Raw genomic sequence first — 20,590 nt, 5'->3', positions numbered from 1 at the left:
TAACTTCACCACGGATACCCCCCCATGAAAACCTTTTTTCAACGCAGTTTTTTGGCCGCCGCTCTTGTCACCACCTTGTCGGCTTGGGCCGAGCCCGCCATCATTTACGACCTGGGCGGCAAGTTCGACAAGTCGTTCAACCAGTCGGCCTACGACGGCATGGAGCGCTGGAAAAAGGAAACCGGCAAGAGCTATCTGGACTTTGAAGTGTCCAACGAAACCCAGCGCGAGCAGGCGGTACGCCGCATGGCCGAACGCGGAGCCAGCCCCATCATTGGCGTGGGCTTCAGCCAGGCATCGGCGATTGAAAAAGTGGCCAAAGACTTCCCCAAACTGCAGTTCGCCATCATCGACATGGTGATCGACCTGCCGAATGTGCAGTCTGTCGTGTTCAACGAGCACGAGGGCAGCTTCCTGGTCGGCATGCTGGCGGCGCAGGCCAGTAAAACTGGCAAGGTGGGCTTTGTGGGCGGCATGGACATTCCGCTGATCCGCAAGTTCCAGTGCGGCTATGAACAAGGCGCCAAATACGCCAACCCCAAGGTCGAAACCTTTGCCAACATGACCGGCACCACCGGTGCCGCCTGGAACGACCCTGGCCGGGGCGGCGAGCTCACCAAGGCCCAGTTTGCCAAGGGCGCAGATGTAGTGTTTGCTGCTGCGGGCGGCACCGGCACCGGGGTCTACCAGGCTGCCAAAGACGCGGGCAAACTGGCCATCGGCGTGGACAGCAACCAAAACTACCTGCAGCCCGGCACCATGCTGACCTCGATGGTCAAGCACGTCGATGTGGCCGTGGTCAACGTGCTCAAGAACTACAAGCCCGGCGTGAGCAGCCTGGGCCTGAAAGAAGACGGCGTGGGCTATGCCATGGATGCCAATAACGCCAAGCTGGTCACCGCCGACATGAAGGCCAAGGTGGACGCGGCCCGGGCCGACATCATCAGCGGCAAGATCAAGGTGGTCGATTACATGACCGCCAGCGCCTGCAAGTAACGCCCCACGCCGCCACACGACTCCGATGACGACCCCGATGCCTCCACCCTTGGCCGTGCACATGGACGCCATTTGCAAACGCTTTGGTGCCGTGCGCGCCAACGAGCAGGTGGAGCTAAAGGTGCAGGCAGGTACGGTGCATGGCATCGTGGGTGAAAACGGGGCGGGCAAAAGCACGCTGATGTCCATCCTGTACGGCTTTTACAGCGCCGACAGCGGCAGCATCGCGGTGCTGGGCCAGCCGGTGCGCATCCGCAATGCTTTCGATGCCATCGCGCTGGGCATCGGCATGGTGCACCAGCATTTCATGCTGGTGGATTCGCTCACCGCGCTGGACAACGTGATGCTGGGGGCCGAGCCGCATGTGCTGCTGCACAAGGCCGAAGCGGTGGTGCGCAGCGGGCTGGGGGGGCTGATGCAGTCCACCGGCCTGCAGGTGGACCTGGATGCCACGGTGGCCCAGTTGTCGGTGGGCGACCGCCAGCGGCTGGAAATCCTCAAGGCCCTGTACCGGGGGGCCAAGATATTGATTCTGGACGAGCCCACCGCCGTGCTCACCCCGCAAGAAACCGAGCAGCTGTTTGCTGTGCTGGCACGGCTGCGCACGCAGGGCACCACGGTTGTGCTGATCACCCACAAGCTCAAGGAAGTCATGCGCCTGTGCGACTTCGTCACCGTGATGCGCGCAGGGCGCGTGGTGCACGCTTGCCCGATTGCCGAAGCTTCGGTCGAGGTACTGGCCGAGGCCATGGTGGGTCGCAAGGTGCAGATGGGGCGCAGCGGCGATGCCCGTACCCAAACGGGTGCGGTGCGGCTGCAGGCGCAGGGCATTACCGTGCGCGATGCCTTGCAGGTGACCCGTTTGGCCGACTTTCACCTCAGCCTGCATGCGGGCGAAATCGTGGGCGTGGCCGGGGTGGCGGGCAATGGCCAAAGCGAGCTGCTGGAGGCGCTGGCGGGCCTGTGCACGCCCAGTGCGGGCACGCTGGTGCTGGGTGGCCAAAGCTTTACGCCCGCGCGCTGGCTAGACCCTGGCACTGCCCGTAGCCTGGGCCTGGCCCATGTGCCCGAAGACCGGCACGCGCGCGCCATGGTGATGGACTTTGCCGCCTGGGAGTCGGCCGTGCTGGGCTACGAAGGTCTGCCGCTCTACAGCCGCTGGGGCCGCATGCGCCACGCCGCCATGCGCGCGGCCACGGCGGCCATGATGGAGCGCTTTGACGTGCGCCCGCGCGACCCGTCTCTGCGCAGTTCGCAATTTTCGGGTGGCAACCAGCAAAAGCTGGTGCTGGCCCGCGAGATCGGCCAGGCCCCCAGCGTGCTGCTGGTGGGCCAGCCCACGCGCGGGGTCGATATTGGTGCGATTGAATTCATCTACGCCCAGTTGCGGGCGCTGCGCGATGCAGGCTGCGCCGTGCTGCTGGTGTCCAGCGAGCTGGACGAAATTTTGGCCCTGGCCGACCGCGTGCTGGTGCTGAACCAGGGCCGCGTCACCGGCGAACTCCCTATTGATGCCTGCAACGAGGCCCGACTGGGCTTGTTGATGGTCGAAACCCAAGAAGGACAAGCTGCATGAGCGCCCCGCACCCCTTGCCGCGCTGGGCCGATGTGCTGCTGCTGCCCGCCGTGAATTTATTGATCGCGCTGCTGGCCGCTGGGGTGGTGGTGGCGCTGGTAGGGCAAAGCCCGCGCGAGGTGATGGCGGCGCTGGTGCAGGGCGCTTTTGGCACGCCACGTGGCCTGAGCTACACCTTGTACTACGCCACCACCTTCATCTTCACCGGGCTGGCGGTGTCGGTGGCCTTCCACGGCGGGCTGTTCAACATCGGCGGCGAAGGCCAGGCGCTGATGGGCGGCCTGGGCACGGGGCTGGTGGCCCTGTGGCTGTCGCACAGCCTGTCGGCCTGGGTGCTGCTGCCGCTGATGCTGCTGGGCGGGGTGCTGTTTGGCGTGGTCTGGGCGGTGATTCCGGGGTACCTGCAGGCCTACCGCAGCAGCCACGTGGTCATCACCACCATCATGTTCAACTTTTTGGCCAGCAGCCTGTTGGCTTATTTGCTGGTAGGCCCGCTCAAGCCCGCAGGCAGCATGGCGGTGGAAAGTGCGGCCTTTGGCCCGGCGGCCAAGCTGCCCGGCATGCAGCAAGCCCTGGCGTGGGTGGGCGTGGAATGGCCTTCGTCGCCGCTGAACCTCAGCCTGCTGCTGGCGCTGGCCGCGGCGCTGGGCGTGTACCTGCTGCTGTGGCACAGCCGCGCCGGTTACCGCCTGCGCGCCATGGGCTCCAGCGAGAGCGCTGCCGCCTACGCGGGTATCCGCCCCCAGCACCAAATTGTGCTGGCCATGGCCTTGTCGGGCGGCTTGTCGGGCCTGGTGGGCATGAACGAAATTGCGGGTGTCAACGGCAAGCTGCTGCTCGATTTTGTGGGCGGCGCGGGCTTCACCGGTATTGCGGTGGCCTTGATGGGGCGCAACCACCCGCTGGGCATCGTGCTGGCCAGCGTGCTGTTTGGTGCGCTGTTCCAGGGCGGGGCCGAGGTCAGCTTTGAAGTGCGGGGTTTCAGCCGCGATATGGTGGTGATGCTGCAAGGCTTCATCGTGCTGTTTTCCGGGGCCATGGCCTACGTGATTGCGCCCTGGCTGGCGCGGGCTTTGGCCTTGTTCAAGAGCCCGGGAGCTCGCCATGGATAGTGCGTTGCTGGGCGAATTGCTGGCCTCCACCTTGCGGCTGGCCACGCCCTTGATTTTGTGTGCGCTGGCGGGGCTGCTGTCCGAGCGGGCCGGGGTGATCGACATCGGGCTAGAGGGCAAGATGCTGTTCGCCGCCTTCGTGGCCGGGGCCAGCGGTGCGGCTTTTGGTTCTACCACCGTGGCGTTGCTGCTGGCCATGGGCACCGCGGTGGCCTTGTCGTGGCTGCACGGCTTTGCCTGCGTCAGCCACCGGGGCGACCAGGTGGTGTCGGGGGTGGCGCTCAACATCATCGCCGCGGGCATGACGGTGGTGCTGGGCCTGGCCTGGTTCCAGCAGGGCGGGCAAACGCCGCCGGTGTCGACCGATGTGCGCCTGCATGCACTGTGGCCGGGTGCCGCGGCGGCCTGGCAGGGTGTACCTTGGGTGGGGCCCCTCATCGGTGCAGGCCTGCTGGGCCACAACATCTTGGTGTACCTGGCCTTGGCGCTGGTGGCGGGCGTGTGGTGGCTGGTGTACCGCACCCGCTTTGGCCTGCGCTTGCGGGCGGTGGGCGAGAACGCCCACATGGTGGACGCGGCCGGTGTGTCGGTGCTGCGCCTGCGCTACGCCGCACTTACGTTGAATGGCATGTTGTGCGGGTTGGCGGGCAGCTATCTGGTGCTGGCACAGGGCGCGGCGTTTGTACCGCACATGACGGCGGGGCGTGGCTTCATGGCCCTGGCGGCGATGATTTTTGGTAACTGGCGGCCGGTGCGTGCGCTGTGGGCCTGCCTGCTGTTTGGCTTTCTGGACGCTTCGGCCATTCTGCTGCAAGGCGTGAGCCTGCCTGGCATCGGCGAGGTGCCGGTGCAGGCCATCCAGGCGCTGCCGTACTTGCTCACCGTGGTGCTGTTGGCGGGCTTTATCGGCAAGGCAGCGGTGCCCAAGGCGTTGGGACAGCCCTACGTGAAAGAGCGCTAGGTTCGTGCTGCCACGCCGCGGTTTGGTGCAAAAAGCTGACTACTTCGTCAAGTATTTGGCATGGCATTTGCATAGCAGTAAATCCCACATTCTTATTTTTGGAACCCTCCATGCAATTCACCAAAATCCTGGCTGCCGTGGCCGCCACCGTCGCCCTGGTCCCTGCTGCACATGCCGATGACAACTGGTCGTTCAAGGATGTCAGCGTCCAACACCTGGACTGGACCCGCCACACAGAGAACCAGACAGGCAAGGGTCCGTTTGGCGTGAAACAAGACTTCACCTTACTGGAGCTGGAAGGCGGCATGGGCGGCAAGTGGGGCGATGTGTATGGCTTCTTTGACGTGGAAAACCCCGACAAAGATGCCCACAATGCCGGTAACTCCGCCATGGACCGCCGCTACGCGATGAAGGTCGTGGCCCATATCAATATGACCGAAGTCGGCGGTGTGCCGGTGCAGTTGTATGGCCATATCTACAACTTCATGGACGACGGCTTCCGCGACCAGAACAATGTGCTGGGCCTGAGCACCGCGTACAACAACGGTGGCTTCTGGATCAAGCCGTTCTTGGGTGCCCATTACGAAACCAAGACCGACCTCGGTACCCAGTACAACGGCATGATGGGCGGCTGGGTGTTCGGCTACAGCTTCAAGGCCATGGACCAGTCCTTCATGGTGACCAGCTGGCATGAAACCGAAATGGGCCGCAAGGACAGCTACCTGGTCATGGCCCGGGACGGCGGCGTCGTCACCTCCAACAAGACGGCGCAAAACGGTGCCCTGTCGTTCTGGTGGAACGCCACCCCCCATATCACCACCGGCGTGAGCTACCGCTACGCCAAGAACAAGCTGGGCTCGGCTACCTACCAAGACGCCTTCATCTATACCGTCCGCTACAATTTCTAAGTCCTCCCCGTTTGCTACTACTTTGGTAGCTGCTGGTGCAGGTGCTACCTTTGCTAGAGGTTGATTAGGCGTTAACTTTAGGTAACCGCCTGGTACCGTCCATCGCCGCAGATTCATTAAAATCGGGCGATGACAAAAACCACCACGATTGCCACCCACAGTGGCACATTCCACGCCGACGACGTTTTTGGCGTGGGCGTTTTGATGGGGGTTTTCCCATCGCACACGCTGCTGCGTACCCGCGACAAGGCGCTGATCGCAACCGCCGACTTCGTGGTCGATGTCGGCGGCACCTGGGATGCGGCTACCGGCCGTTTTGACCACCACCAACGCGGCTTTGAAGGCGCGCGCCCAGAGCGCCTGGTCGATGGCCACACCGTGCCCGGCGTGGGCTACGCCAGCGCCGGCCTGGTGTGGTCGGCCTTCGGTTCTGCGTATGTCAGCGCCTGGGCGGCCCGCCACGACCAAACGCTGGACGACGCGGCGATGGCCAGCATCGTCAACACCATCGACCACTCGCTGGTGCAGTACCTCGACATTGTTGACACCGGGCAGGGCGACGTGGCCCCCGGCATCTTCGGCCTGTCGTCGCTGGTCGCGCAGCTCAACACCCACTGGCTGGAAGAGCAGGGCTTGGACCTGGCGGCCAAAGCCCAACTCCTGGAAACCCGCTTCCGTGAGGCCATCGCCATCACGCGCAAATTTCTGGACCACGCCATCGGCAAAAAAGTGGCGCAGATCCGCGCCATGGACACCGTGCGCCAGGCCCCGCGTCTGCTGGGCGGCAAGCTGCTGCACCTGCGCGAGGGCGGCATGCCCTGGACCCGCGTGGTGGTCGATGAAATGCCCGAGGTGATGTTTGTCATCTACCCCGATTCCGACGGCAACCAGTACCAAATCAAGACCGTGCCGGTAGAGCCCGGCTCGTTCGACACCCGCATGGATTTGCCCGCCAGCTGGGCCGGTCTGCGCGACCAGGAACTGGCGGCGGTGACCGGTGTGGAAGACAGCGTGTTCTGCCACCTCAACCTGTTCATCGGCGGGGCCCGCAGCTTTGACGGCGCTTTGAGACTGGCCGAACTGGCACTGGCCGAACCCGCCTGATGGACCGCCCCAGCCCGCCCACGCCCCTGCAGCAAGTCCGCTCGGCCGTCAAAGCCAACCTGCTGCCGGGCATGGTGCTGTGGGCGGGTTTGGTGGCGCTCACCCTGGCCTATGCCTGGAGCCCCGCTGTGCAGGCAGGCTTGTCGCACTGGGGCGCGGTGAAGCTGGCCTGGGGCCACCCGTTCTCGTTTGCCACCTACGCGATGTTTGCCGTGCTGGTGCCTGAGCTGCTGGGCATTGCCGTGCTGCGGCAGCGGGTGCGCAGCACACTGCTGGCCGACATGGCTTACGCCACGCTGGTGTTTGGCTCCATCGGCATCACCGTGGACCTGTTTTACGCGCTGCAGGTCAGCCTGTTTGGCGAGGGCAATGACGGTGCCACCATCGCCAAAAAGATGCTGCTGGACCAGTTTGTGTATTCGCCCATGACCAACTTTGCCGTCATCGCCCTGTTTGCCTGGCGCGAAGACGGCTTTCGCGCCAGCGCCTGGCAGCGCATCTTCTCGGCCGACTTTTTGAGCAGCCGCTACCTGCCGCTGCTGGTGGCCTTGTGGTGCGTGTGGATTCCGGGCGTGGTCGCCATCTACCTCATGCCCACCGCGCTGCAGTTCCCCGTGGCCTCGCTCATCCTGAGCTTTTGGGTGCTGATCTTCAAGTTCATGCGCAAAGTCTGAATGCTATTGAATAAATAGCTGCTGCTGAAGGCGCTACCTGCGCTGGAGGCTGATTTTTATAAAAATCTACGGCCGTAGCGCTTGGATGAAGTCGATAAACGCGCGCAGCGGCGCAGGCAGTTGGCGGCGGCTGGGGTAGTACAGATACGGGCCGGAGAAGCTGGGCCACCAGCTTGGCAGCACCGGCTCCAACGCGCCGCTGTCGAGGTACGGACGCAGCCAGTCTTCAAACAAGTAAATGACCCCGCTACCGGCCACCGCGGCCTCCACGGCCAACTCAATTGCACCGCCGACCCTGACGATCAGCGGTCCGCTGGTCTCCACCTTGATGGTTTCGCCATCCCGCTCGAACTCCCAGGCAGGCATGGCCCCGCTGGCGAACTTGCCGCGCAGGCAGGCGTGGCCCAGCAGCTCGCGCGGATGCGCGGGCCGGCCACGCCGGTCTAGGTAGGCGGGGGCGGCTGCTGCGGCAAAACGCTGCTTGCGCGGGCCAATGGGGATGGCCACCATGTCCTGTTCCAGCCGCTCCTCGTAGCGGATGCCCGCATCGCAGCCCGCCGCCAGCATGTCCACAAAGCTTTCTTCGGCGATCACCTCCAACACGATGTCGGGGTAGGCGGCCAGAAAAGGCGGCACGATGCGGGGCAGCACCAGGCGCGCCGCACTCAGCGGCACATTCAGCCGCAGCGTACCGGCCGGCCGGTCGCGAAACCCATTGGCCACGTCCAGCGCGGCCTCAACCTCTACCAGCGCCGGGCCCAGGCGTTCGAGCAGGCGGGCTCCGGCTTCGGTCAGCGCGACACTGCGCGTGTTGCGGTTCAGCAGCCGCACGCCCAGCCGGGTCTCCAAGCGGCGCACGGCTTCGCTGAGGCTGGATGCGCTCCCGCCACTGGCCCCCTTGGCAATGGCCGCGCCGCGAAAACCGCCTGCGCGTGCCACCGCCACGAATGCCGTCAGGTCGCCTAAGTTTGTTGCCATTGTTCGCCTTCTCGCACAACCTGTGCTGATTCAACCTACTTATCGTACGCGCTGTTCTTCCCTACATTCACGGCTCACCACTGGAGAATGAACATGATCGACATCAACAAAGCCGGAACCTACACCCTCGGAAGCCGCCGCGTGAAGCGCCTGGGCTACGGTGCCATGCAACTCGCCGGCCCCGGCGTATTCGGACCACCGAAAGACCGCTCTGCCGCCATCGCCGTGCTGCGCGAGGCCGTGGAAAGCGGTGTGAACCACATCGACACCAGCGACTTCTACGGCCCGCACATTACCAACCAGATCCTCCGCGAGGCGCTGCACCCCTACCGCGACGGCCTCACCATCGTCACCAAGATTGGTGCCCTGCGCGGCGCGGACGGATCGTGGAACCCGGCCTTCTCGCGTGAGCAACTGACCCAGGCGGTCCACGACAATCTGCGTCATCTGGGCCTGGAGGTGCTCGACGTGGTCAACCTGCGCAGCATGTTCAGCATCCATGGTCCGGCCGAAGGCTCTCTGGAAGAACCGCTTACCGTGCTAGCCGGGCTGCAGCAGCAGGGCCTGGTGCGCGGCATCGGCTTGAGCAATGTCACGCCCACGCAAATTGCGCAAGGGCGTAGCATTTGTTCTATCGTGTGCGTGCAGAACCTGTACAACCTGGCGCACCGGGCCGATGACGCGCTGATCGTCGATTTGGCCCGTGAAGGCATCGCCTACGTGCCGTTTTTTCCACTCGGTGGTTTCACACCGCTGCAGTCGGCCAGGTTATCCGAAGTTGCCACAGAACTCGGTGCCACACCCATGCAGGTGGCACTCGCCTGGCTGCTCCAGCGCTCCCCCAACATCCTGCTGATTCCCGGCACGTCGTCGGTGGGCCATCTGCGCGAAAACCTGGCTGCCGCCCAACTCACGCTGCCAAGCAGCACCGTTGCTGTGCTGGACCAGATCGTGGGCGAACACAAGCCCGCCTGATCTGGCGCTGGAGCCCTTGCGCAGTGCGCAGGGGGCTTAAACTTTTGCCATGACCATCGATTCCATCCCGTCCCCTGAGAAACCCAATGCCCGCACCGAGGCCGCGTTGGCCCGCCTGCACAAGGCCATGCGCGACATTGAGGCCGAGATCGCGGCGCACCAAGGCATCTACCCTTTCAACTTTGGCCGCGTCACCCAGTCCGAGTTATGCCGCCGTGCGGATGTGAAAAAAGCCACGCTGCAAAACCCGCTGCACAAGGACACGACGCGGGTGGAGATCATGGCGTGGCTGGACACCATCAGCGCCCAGCTGGCGCAGACCCGTGACGGCACGCGGGAGCGGGTGACCGAGGTGGCGGATGGCCTTGCTGTGGAAGTCCAGCGTTTGACGCAAACGCTGCAGGCTGCAGAGCAGCGCATCGTGCAACTGGAGGCAGACAATGCAGCGCTGTGCAGCCGACTGGCGGCCCGCTGATTCCGTTCCACTGCGGTACGAAATGACTGCCTGTCAATTACTGCTGCGGGCTTTAATGAGGCAACCGTCGCCACGGCAACGGATGTAGACTGGATTTTTACCTTTGTGAGGGCCTAGGCCATGTACCCACTGACCAGTCTAGTTTTTGTGGTGTCGGCGCTAAGCCTGGGGGCCACTGCCCAAGCCAGCACGGCCCATCTGGATGGCAATGCGTTGTTCAGCGCCAACTGCGCTGTCTGCCATGGCGATAGTGGCAAAGGCGGTCAGGGCGATGTGAAGGGTCCCCCCCTCGCGGGTGATGCCAGTACGTGGCCTTTGAAGATATTCCAGCGGGCAGTGCTCCAGGGTATAGACGACCACGGCAAACTTATGGACAAGACCATGCCGCATTGGAAGGATGCAAGCTTCCAGTCTGATAAGGGCAAGCCTCCTACGCCCCTGGAAGTCGCCGCCATCCAGCGCTATCTGAAGGCGGTGAAATAGCGCTGTTTTAAGCGGGGGGCAGCAGCTCAAGACAATGCCATCGCGGTCCGGTCCACCACCCTTCGCAGCACAAAGCTGGAATGCACGCCGGTCACGCCTTCAATGCGCGTCAGCTTGTTGAGCAGCAAATCTTGGTAGTGGTCCATATCGCGCACCACCACCTTGATCTGGTAGTCGGCATCCTGCCCGGTGATCAGCAGGCACTCCAGTACCTCCGGCAGCACGGTGATCGATCCCTCAAAGTTGGCGAACCGCTCCGGCGTGTGGCGGTCCATGGAGATGTGCACCAGGGCCATCAACGACAGCCCCAGCTTTTTGGCATCCAGCAAGGCCCGGTAGCCGAGGATCAGGCCGGACTCTTCCAACGCCCGCACCCGGCGCAGGCAGGGCGAGGGCGACAAACCAATGCGGTCTGCCAGCTCCTGGTTGTTGACGCGGCCATCGACCTGCAGAATCTCCAGAATTTGCCTGTCATACCGGTCTAAATCCATGTGTATGCCTTGAGGTCTATAAATATTGGCAGATTATGCCAATAAACAAGAATTAAGCGGCAAAAACGCAATATTCTGCCCGCGGCTTGCACCTACACTGAAATCTCTGCAACACACAGACCCCAGCCACCCTGGCCACAAGCCAGCAGCGCACCCACCGGCCCCACAAAGGCAGTGGCACATGAACAAAATCCCCGGAGCGCACCAACGCTCCGGGGATTTTTTTTAGCTCTCGATTCGCCCTGGGTAGCATCCGTGATGGACGTTACCCAGGGCTGAATGCGTTACGCCAGGTCGAAACGGTCCAGGTTCATCACCTTGGTCCAGGCCGCCACAAAGTCCGCCACCAGCTTCTGCTGACCGCCCGCGCTGGCATAGACCTCTGCGTAAGCGCGCAGCACCGCGTTGGAGCCAAAGATCAAATCATTGCGGGTGCCGGTGTACTTCACCGCACCGCTCTTGCGGTCCCGGCCTTCGAACACTTCACCTGCACCGTCCACAGCTTTCCACTCGGTACCCATGTCCAGCAGTTGGACGAAGAAGGCATTGCTGAGCACGCCCACCTGGTCGCTGAACACGCCGTGCTGGCTGCCGTCGGCATTGGCACCCAGCACGCGCAGGCCGCCGACCAGCGCGGTCAACTCGGGCGCGGTCAGGGTCAGCAACTGGGCTCTGTCGATCAGCAGCGCTTCGGTGGCGGCACCGATAGGGCCTTTTTTGTAATTGCGGAAACCATCGGCCAGCGGCTCCATCACGGCGAAGGATTCAACATCGGTCTGCGCTTGCGCGGCATCGACACGGCCCGGCGCAAACGGCACCGCTACGGCTACGCCCGCTGCGGCGGCGGCCTGCTCCACGCCAACGCTGCCCGCCAGCACGATCACATCGGCCAGTGAGGCTTTGCCCGATGCCTGCTGGATTTCGACCAGCTTGGGCAGCGCCTGCACGGCGATGCGGTTGACTTCCCAGTCCTTCTGCGGGGCCAGCGCCAGGCGCGCACCGTTGGCACCACCGCGCTTGTCGCCACCGCGGAAGGTGGAGGCCGAAGCCCAGGCCACCGACACCAGTTGGCTGACCGACAGGCCCGAGGCTGCGATCTTGGCCTTGAGTTCGGCAATGTCTGCCGCTGTTGGCGCGTGGGTTGCAGCGGGCAGCGGGTCTTGCCAGATCAGGTCTTCTTTGGGCACCTCGGGGCCGAGGTAGCGGGCCTTCGGGCCCATGTCGCGGTGGGTCAGCTTGTACCAGGCACGGGCAAAGGCTTCTGCAAAGGCCTGTGGGTCTTCATGGAAGCGTTTGGAGATCTTGCCGAATTCGGGGTCAAAGCGCAGCGTCAGGTCGGTCGTCAGCATCGTCGGCTTCTGGAACTTGCCCGGTACATGCGCGTCGGGGATGATCTCGGGCGCGTTGGTGGCCTCCCACTGCTTGGCACCGGCGGGCGAATGGGTCAGCTCCCACTCGAACTTGAACAGGTTCTCGAAGAAGTTGTTGCCCCACTGTGCCGGGGTGGTGGTCCAGGTAACTTCCAGGCCGCTGGAGACGGTGTCTTTGCCATGGCCGCTGCCAAAGTTGCTGTGCCAGCCCAGGCCTTGCGCTTCGATGCCCGCGCCTTCGGGCTCTGGGCCCTTGTGCGATTCGGGGGCTGCGCCGTGGGTCTTGCCGAAGGTGTGGCCACCGGCGATCAGGGCGACGATCTCTTCGTCGTCCATCGCCATGCGGTAGAAGGTGACGCGGATGTCCTTGGCGGCCGCCATGTAGTCGCCGCTGGCGTTGGGGCCTTCGGGGTTCACGTAGATCAGGCCCATGTGGGTGGCGGCCAGGTTGTTGTCCAGATCACGGTCGCCGCTAAAGCGTTTGTCGGTGGCCAGCCAGGTGGTCTCGGCGCCCCAGTTCACGTCCATATCGGGTTCCCACACGTCTTCGCGGCCACCGGCAAAGCCGAAGGTGCGAAAGCCCATGGATTCCAGCGCCACGTTGCCGGTGAGGATGAACAAGTCGGCCCACGAAATCTGCTGGCCGTACTTTTGCTTGATCGGCCACAGCAGGCGGCGCGACTTGTCGATGTTGACGTTGTCGGGCCAAGAATTGAGTGGCGCAAAACGCTGCTGGCCCCGGCCACCACCGCCCCGGCCGTCCTGGATGCGGTAGGTGCCCGCACTGTGCCAGGCCATACGGATGAACTGCGGGCCGTAATGGCCGAAGTCGGCGGGCCACCAGTCTTGGCTGTCGGTCATCAGTTTGACCAGATCCGCCTTGAGCGCCTTGTAGTCCAGCTTCTTGAATTCTTCGGCGTAATTGAAGGCCTCGCCCAGTGGGTTGGATTTGCTGGAGTGCTGGTTGAGCAAATCCACCCGCACTTGCTTGGGCCACCACTCCTTGTTGGTGGTGCCGCCGCCGGCAGCATGGTGGAACGGACATTTGGCTTCGGTGGACATGGGGAGCTCCTTGGTGTTGTCGTTGGGTTCGCTGGATGGACAGGGTCATCGTGCCGCAGTGGTCAGGCCGAAATATGCGCTTGTTGACCGCTTTTCAGATGTTCGGCACGATCAAGCATGGTAATTAATTACTATGAGTATCCGTATTCAATAAAATTTATGTATCGGATAGGGTTTTTCAAAGATGGCCTTGGGTGGGCGGCTATGCCGTCTATCGCTGGCAGGGTAAATTTGACGAAAGTAAGGATTAATCCTTACAATTGACGTCTCCAATGGAAAGGAAACTCAGCCATGCTCGCTATCCACGAAGTCGCCACCATCACATCCAAGGGCCAGATCACCTTGCCAAAATCCATTCGCCAGGTACTCGGCGTGAACTTTGGCGGCAAGGTGGCGTTCGACATGCTGGGCCCGCAAGTCATCGTGACGCGTGTGGATGACGAGCCCCACACGGACCCCGCTATCGAAGGGTTCTTGGCGCTGCTGGAAAAAGGCATTGCCTCGGGTCAGCAGCTCTCCACGCTCCCCCAAGGGCTGGCGCAGGCTATGTTGGAGCTTATCCAACAGCCTGTCGATCTGGGTGCAGACATTGACGGTGATGTGGCGCTGTGATCCAGCGCCATGGCTGGAACTTGCTATTCCACGACTGTCTGATTGCGCAACTCCAGAAACTGCAAGCCGCCGCGCAACGTGCACAAGCCCAGGACCCAACAGGGTTTACATCGAACGCCAATTTCAAACTTTTCCTAGCCCTGTCGCAGCTCATGTTGGAGACCGTGCCAAGCGACCCTAATCGTGAAGAGTACCGCCAAGGCAACACGATGGGCCCCGCATTCAGGCATTGGCGGCGGGCCAAGATCGGGCGGCGGTTTCGCTTGTTTTTTAGGTTTGACTTCAAAACCAAGGTCATTATCTTTGCCTGGGTGAACGACGAGAACACCTTGCGATCCTCCGGCAGCAAGAGCGACCCATATGCCGTGTTTCAGAAAATGCTACAGCGCGGAGACCCTCCGGACGACTGGACGGCGTTAGTGGCTGCGACCAAGGAGGATTGGGCGTAGTGGGTCACCTGTACCGACGCATAAAGCAAAAAAGCTCCACATTTGCTACCAAATAAGGAGCTTCCAGCGCAGGTGATACCTGCGCCAGAGGCCTATTTCGTTTAAATATTTGCGGCGTTCACGTCCCCGCCCGCTCCAACATCGCATGCAGCAGCACATTGCACCCGGCCGTAATGTGCTCCGGCTTGGCATCCTCGATCTCGTTGTGGCTGATGCCGTCTTTGCAGGGGATGAAGATCATGCCGCTGGACGTTAGCTTGGCCATGTAGACCGCGTCGTGGCCGGCGCCGGAGACGGCGGGCATGTTGGAATAACCCAGGTTCTTGGCAGCGCGGGCCACGGCGTCTACACAGTCGGGGTGGAAGCCGATGGCGTTGTAGCTGGAGACCATTTCGATCTTCACATCCACGCCATGTTCCCGGCCCACCTTGGCAGCAAAGGCTTTGACTTCTTCGACCATCTGGTCCACCAAGGCGTCGGTGCTGTTGCGCAGGTCGATGCTGAACTTCACGCTGCCGGGGATCACGTTGCGGCTATTCGGGAACACCTGCACCATGCCCACCGTGCCACGGCCATGCGGCGCGTGGCGGTGGGCTGCGGCCACCACGTCTTGCATGATGTGGGTAGCGGCCAGCAGAGCGTCTTTGCGCAGGCCCATGGGGGTGGGGCCGGCGTGGGCTTCCATGCCGGTGACGGTGCAGTCGAACCAGCGTATGCCCAGTACACCGCTGACCACACCGATGGTCACGTCGTTATCTTCCAGCACCGGGCCTTGCTCGATATGGGTTTCAAAGTAGGCACCAATCGGGTGGTCACCCGGCTCCTGGTCGCCGATGTAGCCGATGCGTTCCAGCTCGCTGTGCACGCTCTTGCCTTCGGTGTCCACCGCCGCGTAGGCATGCTCCAGCGTGAAGGCCTTGGCGAACACGCCCGAGCCCATCATCACCGGCACAAAGCGCGAACCTTCTTCGTTGGTCCAGAAGGCGACCTCGATGGGTGCCTCGGTCTCAATCCCGTGGTCGTTTAGCGTGCGCACGACTTCAATGCCGGCCAGCACACCGTAGTTGCCGTCGAACTTGCCCCCCGTCGGCTGGGTATCGATGTGGCTGCCGGTCATGATCGGTGGCAGGCTGTTGTTGCGGCCTGGGCGGCGCATGAAACCGTTGCCGATCTTGTCGATGGTGACGCTCATGCCGGCCTCGCGCGCCCAGCGCGTGACCAGGTCGCGGCCTTGTTTGTCCAGCTCGGTGAGGGCCAGGCGGCAGACGCCGCCTTTGGGCGTGGCGCCGATCTGGGCCAGCTCCATCAGCGATGCCCACAGCCGGTCGCCGTTGATGCGCAGGGCCTGGATTTTTTCGGAGAGAGGTGCGAGTGCGGTGTCCATATTCGGCTCCAATTTAGCGGCTGACAGGGTGGGGCGCGTGCAGCGCGGTCTTCTTCGCCAGCGCATCGAACTGCGGGCCGAACGGTGGGCGTTTCACGTACTTGCCCACGCCACGCTCGGCGCGCAAGTCGCCATTGGCGTAGACCACTTTGCCTTGGCTCAGCGTATGGCTGGGGATGCCGGTGACGGTGCGGCCTTCGAAGATGTTGAAGTCGCCGAGCGATCTCTGCGTCTTGGCGGAAAGCGTCTTGGTGCCCGCTGGGTCCCACACCACCAGGTCGGCATCGGCACCGGCCACCACGCAGCCTTTGCGCGGGTAGATGTTGAACAGCTTGGCGGCGTTGGCCGAGGTGATGGCGACGAATTCGCTGGGTGTGAGACGGCCGCTGTTGACACCTTCGTCCCAGATCACGGCCAGGCGTTCTTCCACGCCGCCGCAGCCGTTGGGGATTTTGCTGAAGTCGTCTTTGCCGGCGGCTTTTTGCGCGGCGCAGAAGGTGCAGTGGTCGGTTGCGGTGGTGTGCAGGTGGCCGGCTTGCAGGCCGTGCCACAGCGCGTCCTGGTTGGTCTTGTTGCGGAAGGGTGGGCTCATCACGTGGCCGGCGGCGTAGGCGAAGTCGGGGTGGCGGTAGACGCTGTCGTCCACCGTCAAATGGCCGGCCAGCACTTCGCCGTAAACACGTTGACCCGCAGCGCGGGCGCGGGCAATCGCCTCGGCCGATTCGGCGCAGGACACATGCACCACGTAGATCGGCACGTTCAGCACATTGGCGATGGCGATGGCGCGCTGGGCGGCCTCGGCCTCCACGGCGGGCGGGCGCGACAGCGGGTGGCCTTCGGGGCCGAAGATGCCCTTGGTCTTCATGTCGGCTTGCAGCAGGTAGACCAGCTCGCCGTTCTCGGCATGCACCGTCGGCATGGCACCGAGTTCCAGCGAGCGCTTGAAGCTGTTCACCAGGGTTTCGTCGTCGCACATGATGGCGTTCTTGTAGGCCATGAAGTGCTTGAAGCTGTTCACGCCTTCGTCTTGCACCAGCGTGCCCATGTCGCGGTGCACGCTCTCGTCCCACCAAGTGACGGCGACGTGGAAGCTGTAGTCGGCGGCGGACTTTTCGGCCCATTCGCGCCAGGTGCGGTAGGCGTCCATCAGCGGCTGCTTAGGCGCAGGGATCACAAAGTCGATGATGGTGGTGGTGCCACCGGCCAGGCCGGCTGCCGTGCCGCTGTAGAAGTCGTCCATGGTCACCGTGCCCATGAATGGCAGCTGCATATGGGTGTGCGGGTCGATGCCGCCGGGCATGACGTACTGGCCGCCTGCGTCCACCACCTCGGCCCCCGGTGGGGTGACCAGGTTCTCACCCACGGCGGCGATCTTGCCGTCTACACACAAAACATCGGCGCGGAATGCGCGGTCGGCGTTCACCACGGTGCCGCCTCGGATCAAAACATTGCTCATGGGTGCTCCTAATTAAATAGCTGCTTGCGCAGGTGTTACATGCGCTAGAGGCCGATTTCTCTTAAATTCAAGCCCGCATGGGGTTGTTGGCGTGGGTCGTCCAGTCTGCATGTCTATCGCTCACGATGACGCCGGTGCGTAAGTCTTTTTCGCCGGGCTTCAAATCACGCAGGCTGATGGTATTGGGCACGGGGCAGACGGTAACGCACAGGTTGCAGCCCACGCATTCGTCTTCCATCACCTCGAAGTGGCGCACGCCATCTTTCATCTTGGTGATGGCTTGGTGCGAGGTGTCTTCGCAGGCGATGTGGCAGCGGCCGCAGGAGATGCACGAGTCCTGGTTGATGACGGCCTTGCTGACGTGGTTCAGGTTCAGGTTCTTCCATTCCTTCACCGTGGGCAGGGCCGCACCACGGAAGTCGTCCAGGCTCTTGAAGCCCTTGCTGTCCATGTAGTCCGACAGGCCAGACGCCATCTCCTGCACGATCTTGAAGCCGAACACCATGGCGGCGGTACAGACCTGCACTGTGCCCGCGCCCAGCGCGATGAAGTCCAGCGCGTCGCGCCAGTTGCCCACGCCGCCGATGCCGCTGATGGGCAGGCCACGGGTTTCGGCATCGCGGCCGATCTCGGCCACCATGTTCAGCGCGATGGGTTTCACCGCCGGGCCGCAGTAGCCGCCGTGCGAGCCCAGGCCGCCGGTGGTGGGCGACATCATCAATGTGTCTGGGTCCACGCCGATGATGGAGTTGATGGTGTTGATGAGCGACACCGCATCCGCACCGCCGCGCTTGGCGGCGCGGGCCGGCAGGCGCACGTCGGTGATGTTGGGCGTGAGCTTCACGATCACCGGCAGCTTGGAATACTGCTTGCACCAGGCTGTGACCATTTCGATGTATTCAGGCACCTGGCCCACGGCCGCGCCCATGCCGCGTTCGCTCATGCCGTGCGGGCAGCCGAAGTTCAGCTCGATGGCGTCGGCGCCGGTGTCTTCCACGCGCGGCAATATCGCCTTCCACGACTCTTCTACGCAGGGCACCATCAGCGAGACGATCATGGCGCGGTCGGGCCACAGGCGTTTCACCTCGGTGATCTCGCGCAGGTTCAGTTCCAGATCGCGGTCGGTGATGAGTTCGATGTTGTTGAAGCCCAGCATGCGCCGGTCGTTCGACAGCAGTGCGCCGTAGCGCGGGCCGTTGACGTTGACCACGGGCGGCCCGGCCTCGCCCAGCGTCTTCCAGACCACACCGCCCCAACCGGCTTCAAAAGCGCGGTTCACGTTGTAGGCCTTGTCGGTCGGCGGCGCAGAAGCCAGCCAGAACGGGTTCGGGGTCTTGATCCCGGCAAAGACGGTAGACAGATCAGCCATGGGTGGCCTCCAAGTTCAGTTCCTTGTGCATGCTTTCAGCGGCGCGTTTGCCGTGCTCGACGGCTTCTACGGTGAGGTCGCGGCCACCGGCGCGGCAGTCGCCACCGGCCCACACGCCCTTCAAGTTGGTTTTGCCGTCTTCGGCGGTGACGATGCGGCCGCCCTGCAGGGTCAGGCCGATGGCTTGCAGCGGGTTGTCGTCCAGCTTTTGGCCGATGGCTTTGAACACCATGTCGGCGGGCCAGGTCAGCTCGCGGCCGGTGGGCTGCATTTGGCCGTTGACCAGCGCCTGCTGGGCAAAGCGCACGCCGGTGGCATGGCCGTTGGCGCCGAGAATCTCTACCGGGGCCATCCACTGGTGCAGCACCACGCCGTTGGTCTGCGCCCACTCTTGCTCGGCAGCCGATGCACCCATGGTTTCCACGCCACGGCGGTAGACCATATGTACCACCTTGGCACCCAGCAACTTGGCTTGCACGGCCGCGTCCACAGCCGTCATGCCGCCGCCAATGACGACCACGTTGTGGCCGATGGGCAGCTGGCTCACATGCTCGATCTGGCGCAGCTCGGCGATGAAGTCCACCGCGTTGCGCACCCCGGCCAGGTCTTCGCCGGGTACGCCTAGCGCCTGCACCTTGGACAGGCCCAGGCCCAGAAAGACGGCGTCAAACTCGGCTTGCAGCTTGTCCAGCGAGGCCGCGCCTTCAAAGCGCCAGCCGTTCTGGATGCTGATGCCGCCAATGTCCAGCAGCCACTGCACTTCCTTTTGCGCGAAGTCGTCGGTGGTTTTGTAGCTGGCCAGACCGTATTCGTTCAGGCCGCCAGCTTTGGGTTGGGCGTCAAAAATCACCACGTCGTTGCCCAGCCGCGCCAGGCGGTGCGCGCAGGCCAGGCCGGCCGGGCCGGAGCCGACCACGGCGATGCGCTTGCCGGTGGGGGCTTCGCGGGTGAACAGCTGGGGCTTGCTGCTGGCCATCAGTGCGTCCACCGCGTGGCGCTGCAGGCGGCCGATCTGGATCGGCGTGTCGGTCTGGGTATTGCGCACGCAGGACTGCTCGCACAGCACTTCGGTGGGGCAGACGCGGGCACACATGCCGCCCAGCGGGTTGGCTTCCAGAATCGTGCGGGCCGCGCCGCGTAGATTGCCATCGGAAATGCTTTTGATGAAGCTGGGCACGTCGATGTCGGTCGGGCAGGCGGTCTGGCAGGGCGCGTCGAAGCAGTACAGGCAGCGCTCGGATTCGAGCATGGCCTGGGATGCGTTCATGGGCGGGGTTGCGTCGGCAAAGTGCTGTGCGTATTGCGCGGCGCTGAGGCGGCCGGCGCGGATGTCCGGCGCGGCGGTGGAGGAAGTCTCTGGCACGGTAACTCCTGTGGCTAAGGGTTCCAGACGGGGCGTACTGCACCAATGTGCGGCACGCCATGCCCGGAATTGGCTGGGGGCGTCCAAATCCTGACCAAATGGTCAAGAAGTGCAGACGATATTGCAAAACCCGTGCCAGCTGCATAGGGAATCTACCGGGGAGACAAACCCGGTCTTGTGTGGTCCAGCGCACAGACAATCCGGCCCGGCTGCACATAGACTAGGGCAATGGACTTTTTTACCGCTGTATTTCGCCCCTTCGCCCTGTTCGATAGCTTCTGGACTCTGCCCGAGGCAGACACAGGGGCAATCCGAGGCTCGCGCGCCTACGTCTGCCAGTGCGGCCGGCCGGTGTTCTTTCGCAACAGCGAATGTCTGGTCTGCCACACGCCGCTGGGCTTTTTGACCAGCACGTCGCGCCTGGAACCCCTGGCCGCCGTTCCCGACCAGCCCGATCTGTGGACGCTGTGGAAGTCCCCCGACGGCCCGCGCTACCGGCGCTGCGGGAACCTGCACGCCATTGGCTGCAACTGGCTGCTGGCCGGCGATGCCAACCCCGGCGCGGTGTGCCTGGCCTGCAGCCTGAACCGTACCGTGTCCGACCCCTCCGTGCCCGAAAACCTGGCCGCTTGGCGGGCACTGGAAATCGCCAAGCGCCACTTGGTGGCGCAACTGATGGTGATGGGTCTGCCGGTAGAGCCGCGCCAGCCCCACCACCCCAAGCAGCTGGGTCTGGCGTTCGACTTTTTGCGCCCCGAGCCCGACAAGCCGGTGCTGACCGGCCACGACCAC

20 protein-coding genes are annotated in these 20,590 nt (G+C 63.4%); 13 read left to right on the top strand and 7 right to left on the bottom strand.

All coding sequences use genetic code 11. The features are described 5' to 3' along the window. Positions 1–24: 24 nt before the first annotated feature. The 7 genes from ABI213_RS17385 (at position 25) to ABI213_RS17355 (ending at position 7,331) form a co-directional block, all read left to right on the top strand. Complete coding sequence (locus tag ABI213_RS17385) at positions 25–996, top strand: BMP family ABC transporter substrate-binding protein (protein WP_348007509.1); 972 nt, start codon at positions 25–27, stop codon at positions 994–996. 25 nt (positions 997–1,021) lie between these two features. Next, positions 1,022–2,572 (top strand): ABC transporter ATP-binding protein, encoded by a 1,551-nt coding sequence (locus tag ABI213_RS17380; RefSeq protein ID WP_348007508.1) that lies wholly within the window; start codon positions 1,022–1,024, stop codon positions 2,570–2,572. Further along, positions 2,569–3,684, top strand: a complete 1,116-nt coding sequence (locus tag ABI213_RS17375) for an ABC transporter permease (RefSeq protein ID WP_348007507.1) — start codon at positions 2,569–2,571, stop codon at positions 3,682–3,684. Before ABI213_RS17380 ends, ABI213_RS17375 begins: the two co-directional genes overlap by 4 nt. After that, a complete protein-coding gene (locus tag ABI213_RS17370) occupies positions 3,677–4,645 on the top strand; it encodes an ABC transporter permease (RefSeq protein ID WP_348028007.1) in 969 nt (322 codons plus the stop codon). The genes ABI213_RS17375 and ABI213_RS17370 overlap by 8 nt, the downstream gene beginning before the upstream one ends. Before the next feature lie 110 nt (positions 4,646–4,755). Beyond that, positions 4,756–5,553 (top strand): outer membrane protein OmpK, encoded by a 798-nt coding sequence (locus ABI213_RS17365; RefSeq protein WP_348008678.1) that lies wholly within the window; start codon positions 4,756–4,758, stop codon positions 5,551–5,553. Positions 5,554–5,682: 129 nt separating this feature from the next. Further along, entirely contained in the window at positions 5,683–6,657 is a 975-nt protein-coding gene (locus ABI213_RS17360; RefSeq protein WP_348028005.1) for an MYG1 family protein, read from the top strand. Beyond that, positions 6,657–7,331: a hypothetical protein gene (locus tag ABI213_RS17355; RefSeq protein ID WP_348008680.1), complete on the top strand. Its 675-nt coding sequence runs from the start codon at positions 6,657–6,659 to the stop codon at positions 7,329–7,331. The genes ABI213_RS17360 and ABI213_RS17355 overlap by 1 nt, the downstream gene beginning before the upstream one ends. 66 nt (positions 7,332–7,397) lie before the next feature. Here ABI213_RS17355 and ABI213_RS17350 read toward each other — a convergent pair whose 3' ends face one another. Then, positions 7,398–8,309 (bottom strand): LysR substrate-binding domain-containing protein, encoded by a 912-nt coding sequence (locus ABI213_RS17350; protein ID WP_348008681.1) that lies wholly within the window; start codon positions 8,307–8,309, stop codon positions 7,398–7,400. 93 nt (positions 8,310–8,402) lie between these two features. On the opposite strand from ABI213_RS17350, the gene ABI213_RS17345 reads away from it, so the two are divergent. The 3 genes from ABI213_RS17345 to ABI213_RS17335 all read left to right on the top strand — a co-directional run bounded on the left by ABI213_RS17345 (position 8,403) and on the right by ABI213_RS17335 (position 10,242). Further along, positions 8,403–9,284, top strand: coding sequence for an aldo/keto reductase family oxidoreductase (locus ABI213_RS17345; RefSeq protein ID WP_348008682.1), 882 nt, complete (start codon positions 8,403–8,405; stop codon positions 9,282–9,284). 49 nt (positions 9,285–9,333) lie between these two features. Continuing rightward, positions 9,334–9,759: a hypothetical protein gene (locus ABI213_RS17340; RefSeq protein ID WP_348008683.1), complete on the top strand. Its 426-nt coding sequence runs from the start codon at positions 9,334–9,336 to the stop codon at positions 9,757–9,759. A 120-nt stretch (positions 9,760–9,879) separates the two neighbouring features. After that, positions 9,880–10,242 carry a cytochrome c gene (locus tag ABI213_RS17335; RefSeq protein WP_348008684.1) on the top strand — a complete coding sequence of 121 codons (363 nt, stop codon included), beginning with the start codon at positions 9,880–9,882 and terminating at the stop codon, positions 10,240–10,242. Positions 10,243–10,268: 26 nt separating this feature from the next. Here ABI213_RS17335 and ABI213_RS17330 read toward each other — a convergent pair whose 3' ends face one another. Then, positions 10,269–10,733, bottom strand: a complete 465-nt coding sequence (locus tag ABI213_RS17330) for an Lrp/AsnC family transcriptional regulator (RefSeq protein ID WP_348008685.1) — start codon at positions 10,731–10,733, stop codon at positions 10,269–10,271. A gap of 284 nt (positions 10,734–11,017) precedes the next feature. Continuing rightward, complete coding sequence (gene katG, locus ABI213_RS17325) at positions 11,018–13,165, bottom strand: catalase/peroxidase HPI (RefSeq protein WP_348028003.1); 2,148 nt, start codon at positions 13,163–13,165, stop codon at positions 11,018–11,020. A gap of 291 nt (positions 13,166–13,456) precedes the next feature. On the opposite strand from katG, the gene ABI213_RS17320 reads away from it, so the two are divergent. Together ABI213_RS17320 and ABI213_RS17315 are read left to right on the top strand one after the other, a co-directional pair. Then, positions 13,457–13,777: a type II toxin-antitoxin system PrlF family antitoxin gene (locus ABI213_RS17320; protein ID WP_348005238.1), complete on the top strand. Its 321-nt coding sequence runs from the start codon at positions 13,457–13,459 to the stop codon at positions 13,775–13,777. Further along, positions 13,777–14,226 (top strand): type II toxin-antitoxin system YhaV family toxin, encoded by a 450-nt coding sequence (locus ABI213_RS17315; protein ID WP_348005240.1) that lies wholly within the window; start codon positions 13,777–13,779, stop codon positions 14,224–14,226. The genes ABI213_RS17320 and ABI213_RS17315 overlap by 1 nt, the downstream gene beginning before the upstream one ends. A gap of 118 nt (positions 14,227–14,344) precedes the next feature. Here the strand turns inward: ABI213_RS17315 and ABI213_RS17310 are convergent, their stop codons facing one another. The 4 genes from ABI213_RS17310 to ABI213_RS17295 form a co-directional block, all read right to left on the bottom strand. Continuing rightward, positions 14,345–15,610, bottom strand: coding sequence for a Zn-dependent hydrolase (locus ABI213_RS17310; protein ID WP_348028001.1), 1,266 nt, complete (start codon positions 15,608–15,610; stop codon positions 14,345–14,347). 13 nt (positions 15,611–15,623) lie between these two features. Next, the gene (gene hydA / locus ABI213_RS17305) at positions 15,624–17,066 is read right to left on the bottom strand and encodes a dihydropyrimidinase (RefSeq protein ID WP_348005236.1); all 1,443 of its coding nucleotides are present in this window, start codon (positions 17,064–17,066) and stop codon (positions 15,624–15,626) included. 67 nt (positions 17,067–17,133) lie between these two features. Beyond that, positions 17,134–18,435 carry an NAD-dependent dihydropyrimidine dehydrogenase subunit PreA gene (preA, locus tag ABI213_RS17300; RefSeq protein ID WP_348005235.1) on the bottom strand — a complete coding sequence of 434 codons (1,302 nt, stop codon included), beginning with the start codon at positions 18,433–18,435 and terminating at the stop codon, positions 17,134–17,136. Continuing rightward, positions 18,428–19,798 (bottom strand): NAD(P)-dependent oxidoreductase, encoded by a 1,371-nt coding sequence (locus ABI213_RS17295; RefSeq protein ID WP_348005234.1) that lies wholly within the window; start codon positions 19,796–19,798, stop codon positions 18,428–18,430. The genes preA and ABI213_RS17295 overlap by 8 nt, the downstream gene beginning before the upstream one ends. A 228-nt stretch (positions 19,799–20,026) precedes the next feature. On the opposite strand from ABI213_RS17295, the gene ABI213_RS17290 reads away from it, so the two are divergent. Further along, positions 20,027–20,590 (top strand): putative zinc-binding metallopeptidase (locus ABI213_RS17290; RefSeq protein WP_348027999.1); only part of this gene is annotated, 564 nt, incomplete at its 3' end.

Origin of the sequence: Rhodoferax sp., from assembly GCF_039922535.1 — a bacterium.
Lineage (GTDB): Bacteria > Pseudomonadota > Gammaproteobacteria > Burkholderiales > Burkholderiaceae_C > Rhodoferax_B.
This window is presented reverse-complemented; position numbering and strand designations above follow the sequence as displayed.

Coding starts and splice junctions, on each gene's coding strand:
- ABI213_RS17350 (WP_348008681.1), bottom strand. CDS start 8,309: ATGGCAACAAACTTAGGCGACCTGACGGCATTCGTGGCGGTGGCACGC.
- ABI213_RS17335 (WP_348008684.1), top strand. CDS start 9,880: ATGTACCCACTGACCAGTCTAGTTTTTGTGGTGTCGGCGCTAAGCCTG.
- ABI213_RS17370 (WP_348028007.1), top strand. CDS start 3,677: ATGGATAGTGCGTTGCTGGGCGAATTGCTGGCCTCCACCTTGCGGCTG.
- ABI213_RS17310 (WP_348028001.1), bottom strand. CDS start 15,610: ATGGACACCGCACTCGCACCTCTCTCCGAAAAAATCCAGGCCCTGCGC.
- ABI213_RS17380 (WP_348007508.1), top strand. CDS start 1,022: ATGACGACCCCGATGCCTCCACCCTTGGCCGTGCACATGGACGCCATT.
- katG (WP_348028003.1), bottom strand. CDS start 13,165: ATGTCCACCGAAGCCAAATGTCCGTTCCACCATGCTGCCGGCGGCGGC.
- ABI213_RS17355 (WP_348008680.1), top strand. CDS start 6,657: ATGGACCGCCCCAGCCCGCCCACGCCCCTGCAGCAAGTCCGCTCGGCC.
- ABI213_RS17375 (WP_348007507.1), top strand. CDS start 2,569: ATGAGCGCCCCGCACCCCTTGCCGCGCTGGGCCGATGTGCTGCTGCTG.
- hydA (WP_348005236.1), bottom strand. CDS start 17,066: ATGAGCAATGTTTTGATCCGAGGCGGCACCGTGGTGAACGCCGACCGC.
- ABI213_RS17340 (WP_348008683.1), top strand. CDS start 9,334: ATGACCATCGATTCCATCCCGTCCCCTGAGAAACCCAATGCCCGCACC.
- preA (WP_348005235.1), bottom strand. CDS start 18,435: ATGGCTGATCTGTCTACCGTCTTTGCCGGGATCAAGACCCCGAACCCG.
- ABI213_RS17330 (WP_348008685.1), bottom strand. CDS start 10,733: ATGGATTTAGACCGGTATGACAGGCAAATTCTGGAGATTCTGCAGGTC.
- ABI213_RS17385 (WP_348007509.1), top strand. CDS start 25: ATGAAAACCTTTTTTCAACGCAGTTTTTTGGCCGCCGCTCTTGTCACC.
- ABI213_RS17345 (WP_348008682.1), top strand. CDS start 8,403: ATGATCGACATCAACAAAGCCGGAACCTACACCCTCGGAAGCCGCCGC.
- ABI213_RS17320 (WP_348005238.1), top strand. CDS start 13,457: ATGCTCGCTATCCACGAAGTCGCCACCATCACATCCAAGGGCCAGATC.
- ABI213_RS17365 (WP_348008678.1), top strand. CDS start 4,756: ATGCAATTCACCAAAATCCTGGCTGCCGTGGCCGCCACCGTCGCCCTG.
- ABI213_RS17360 (WP_348028005.1), top strand. CDS start 5,683: ATGACAAAAACCACCACGATTGCCACCCACAGTGGCACATTCCACGCC.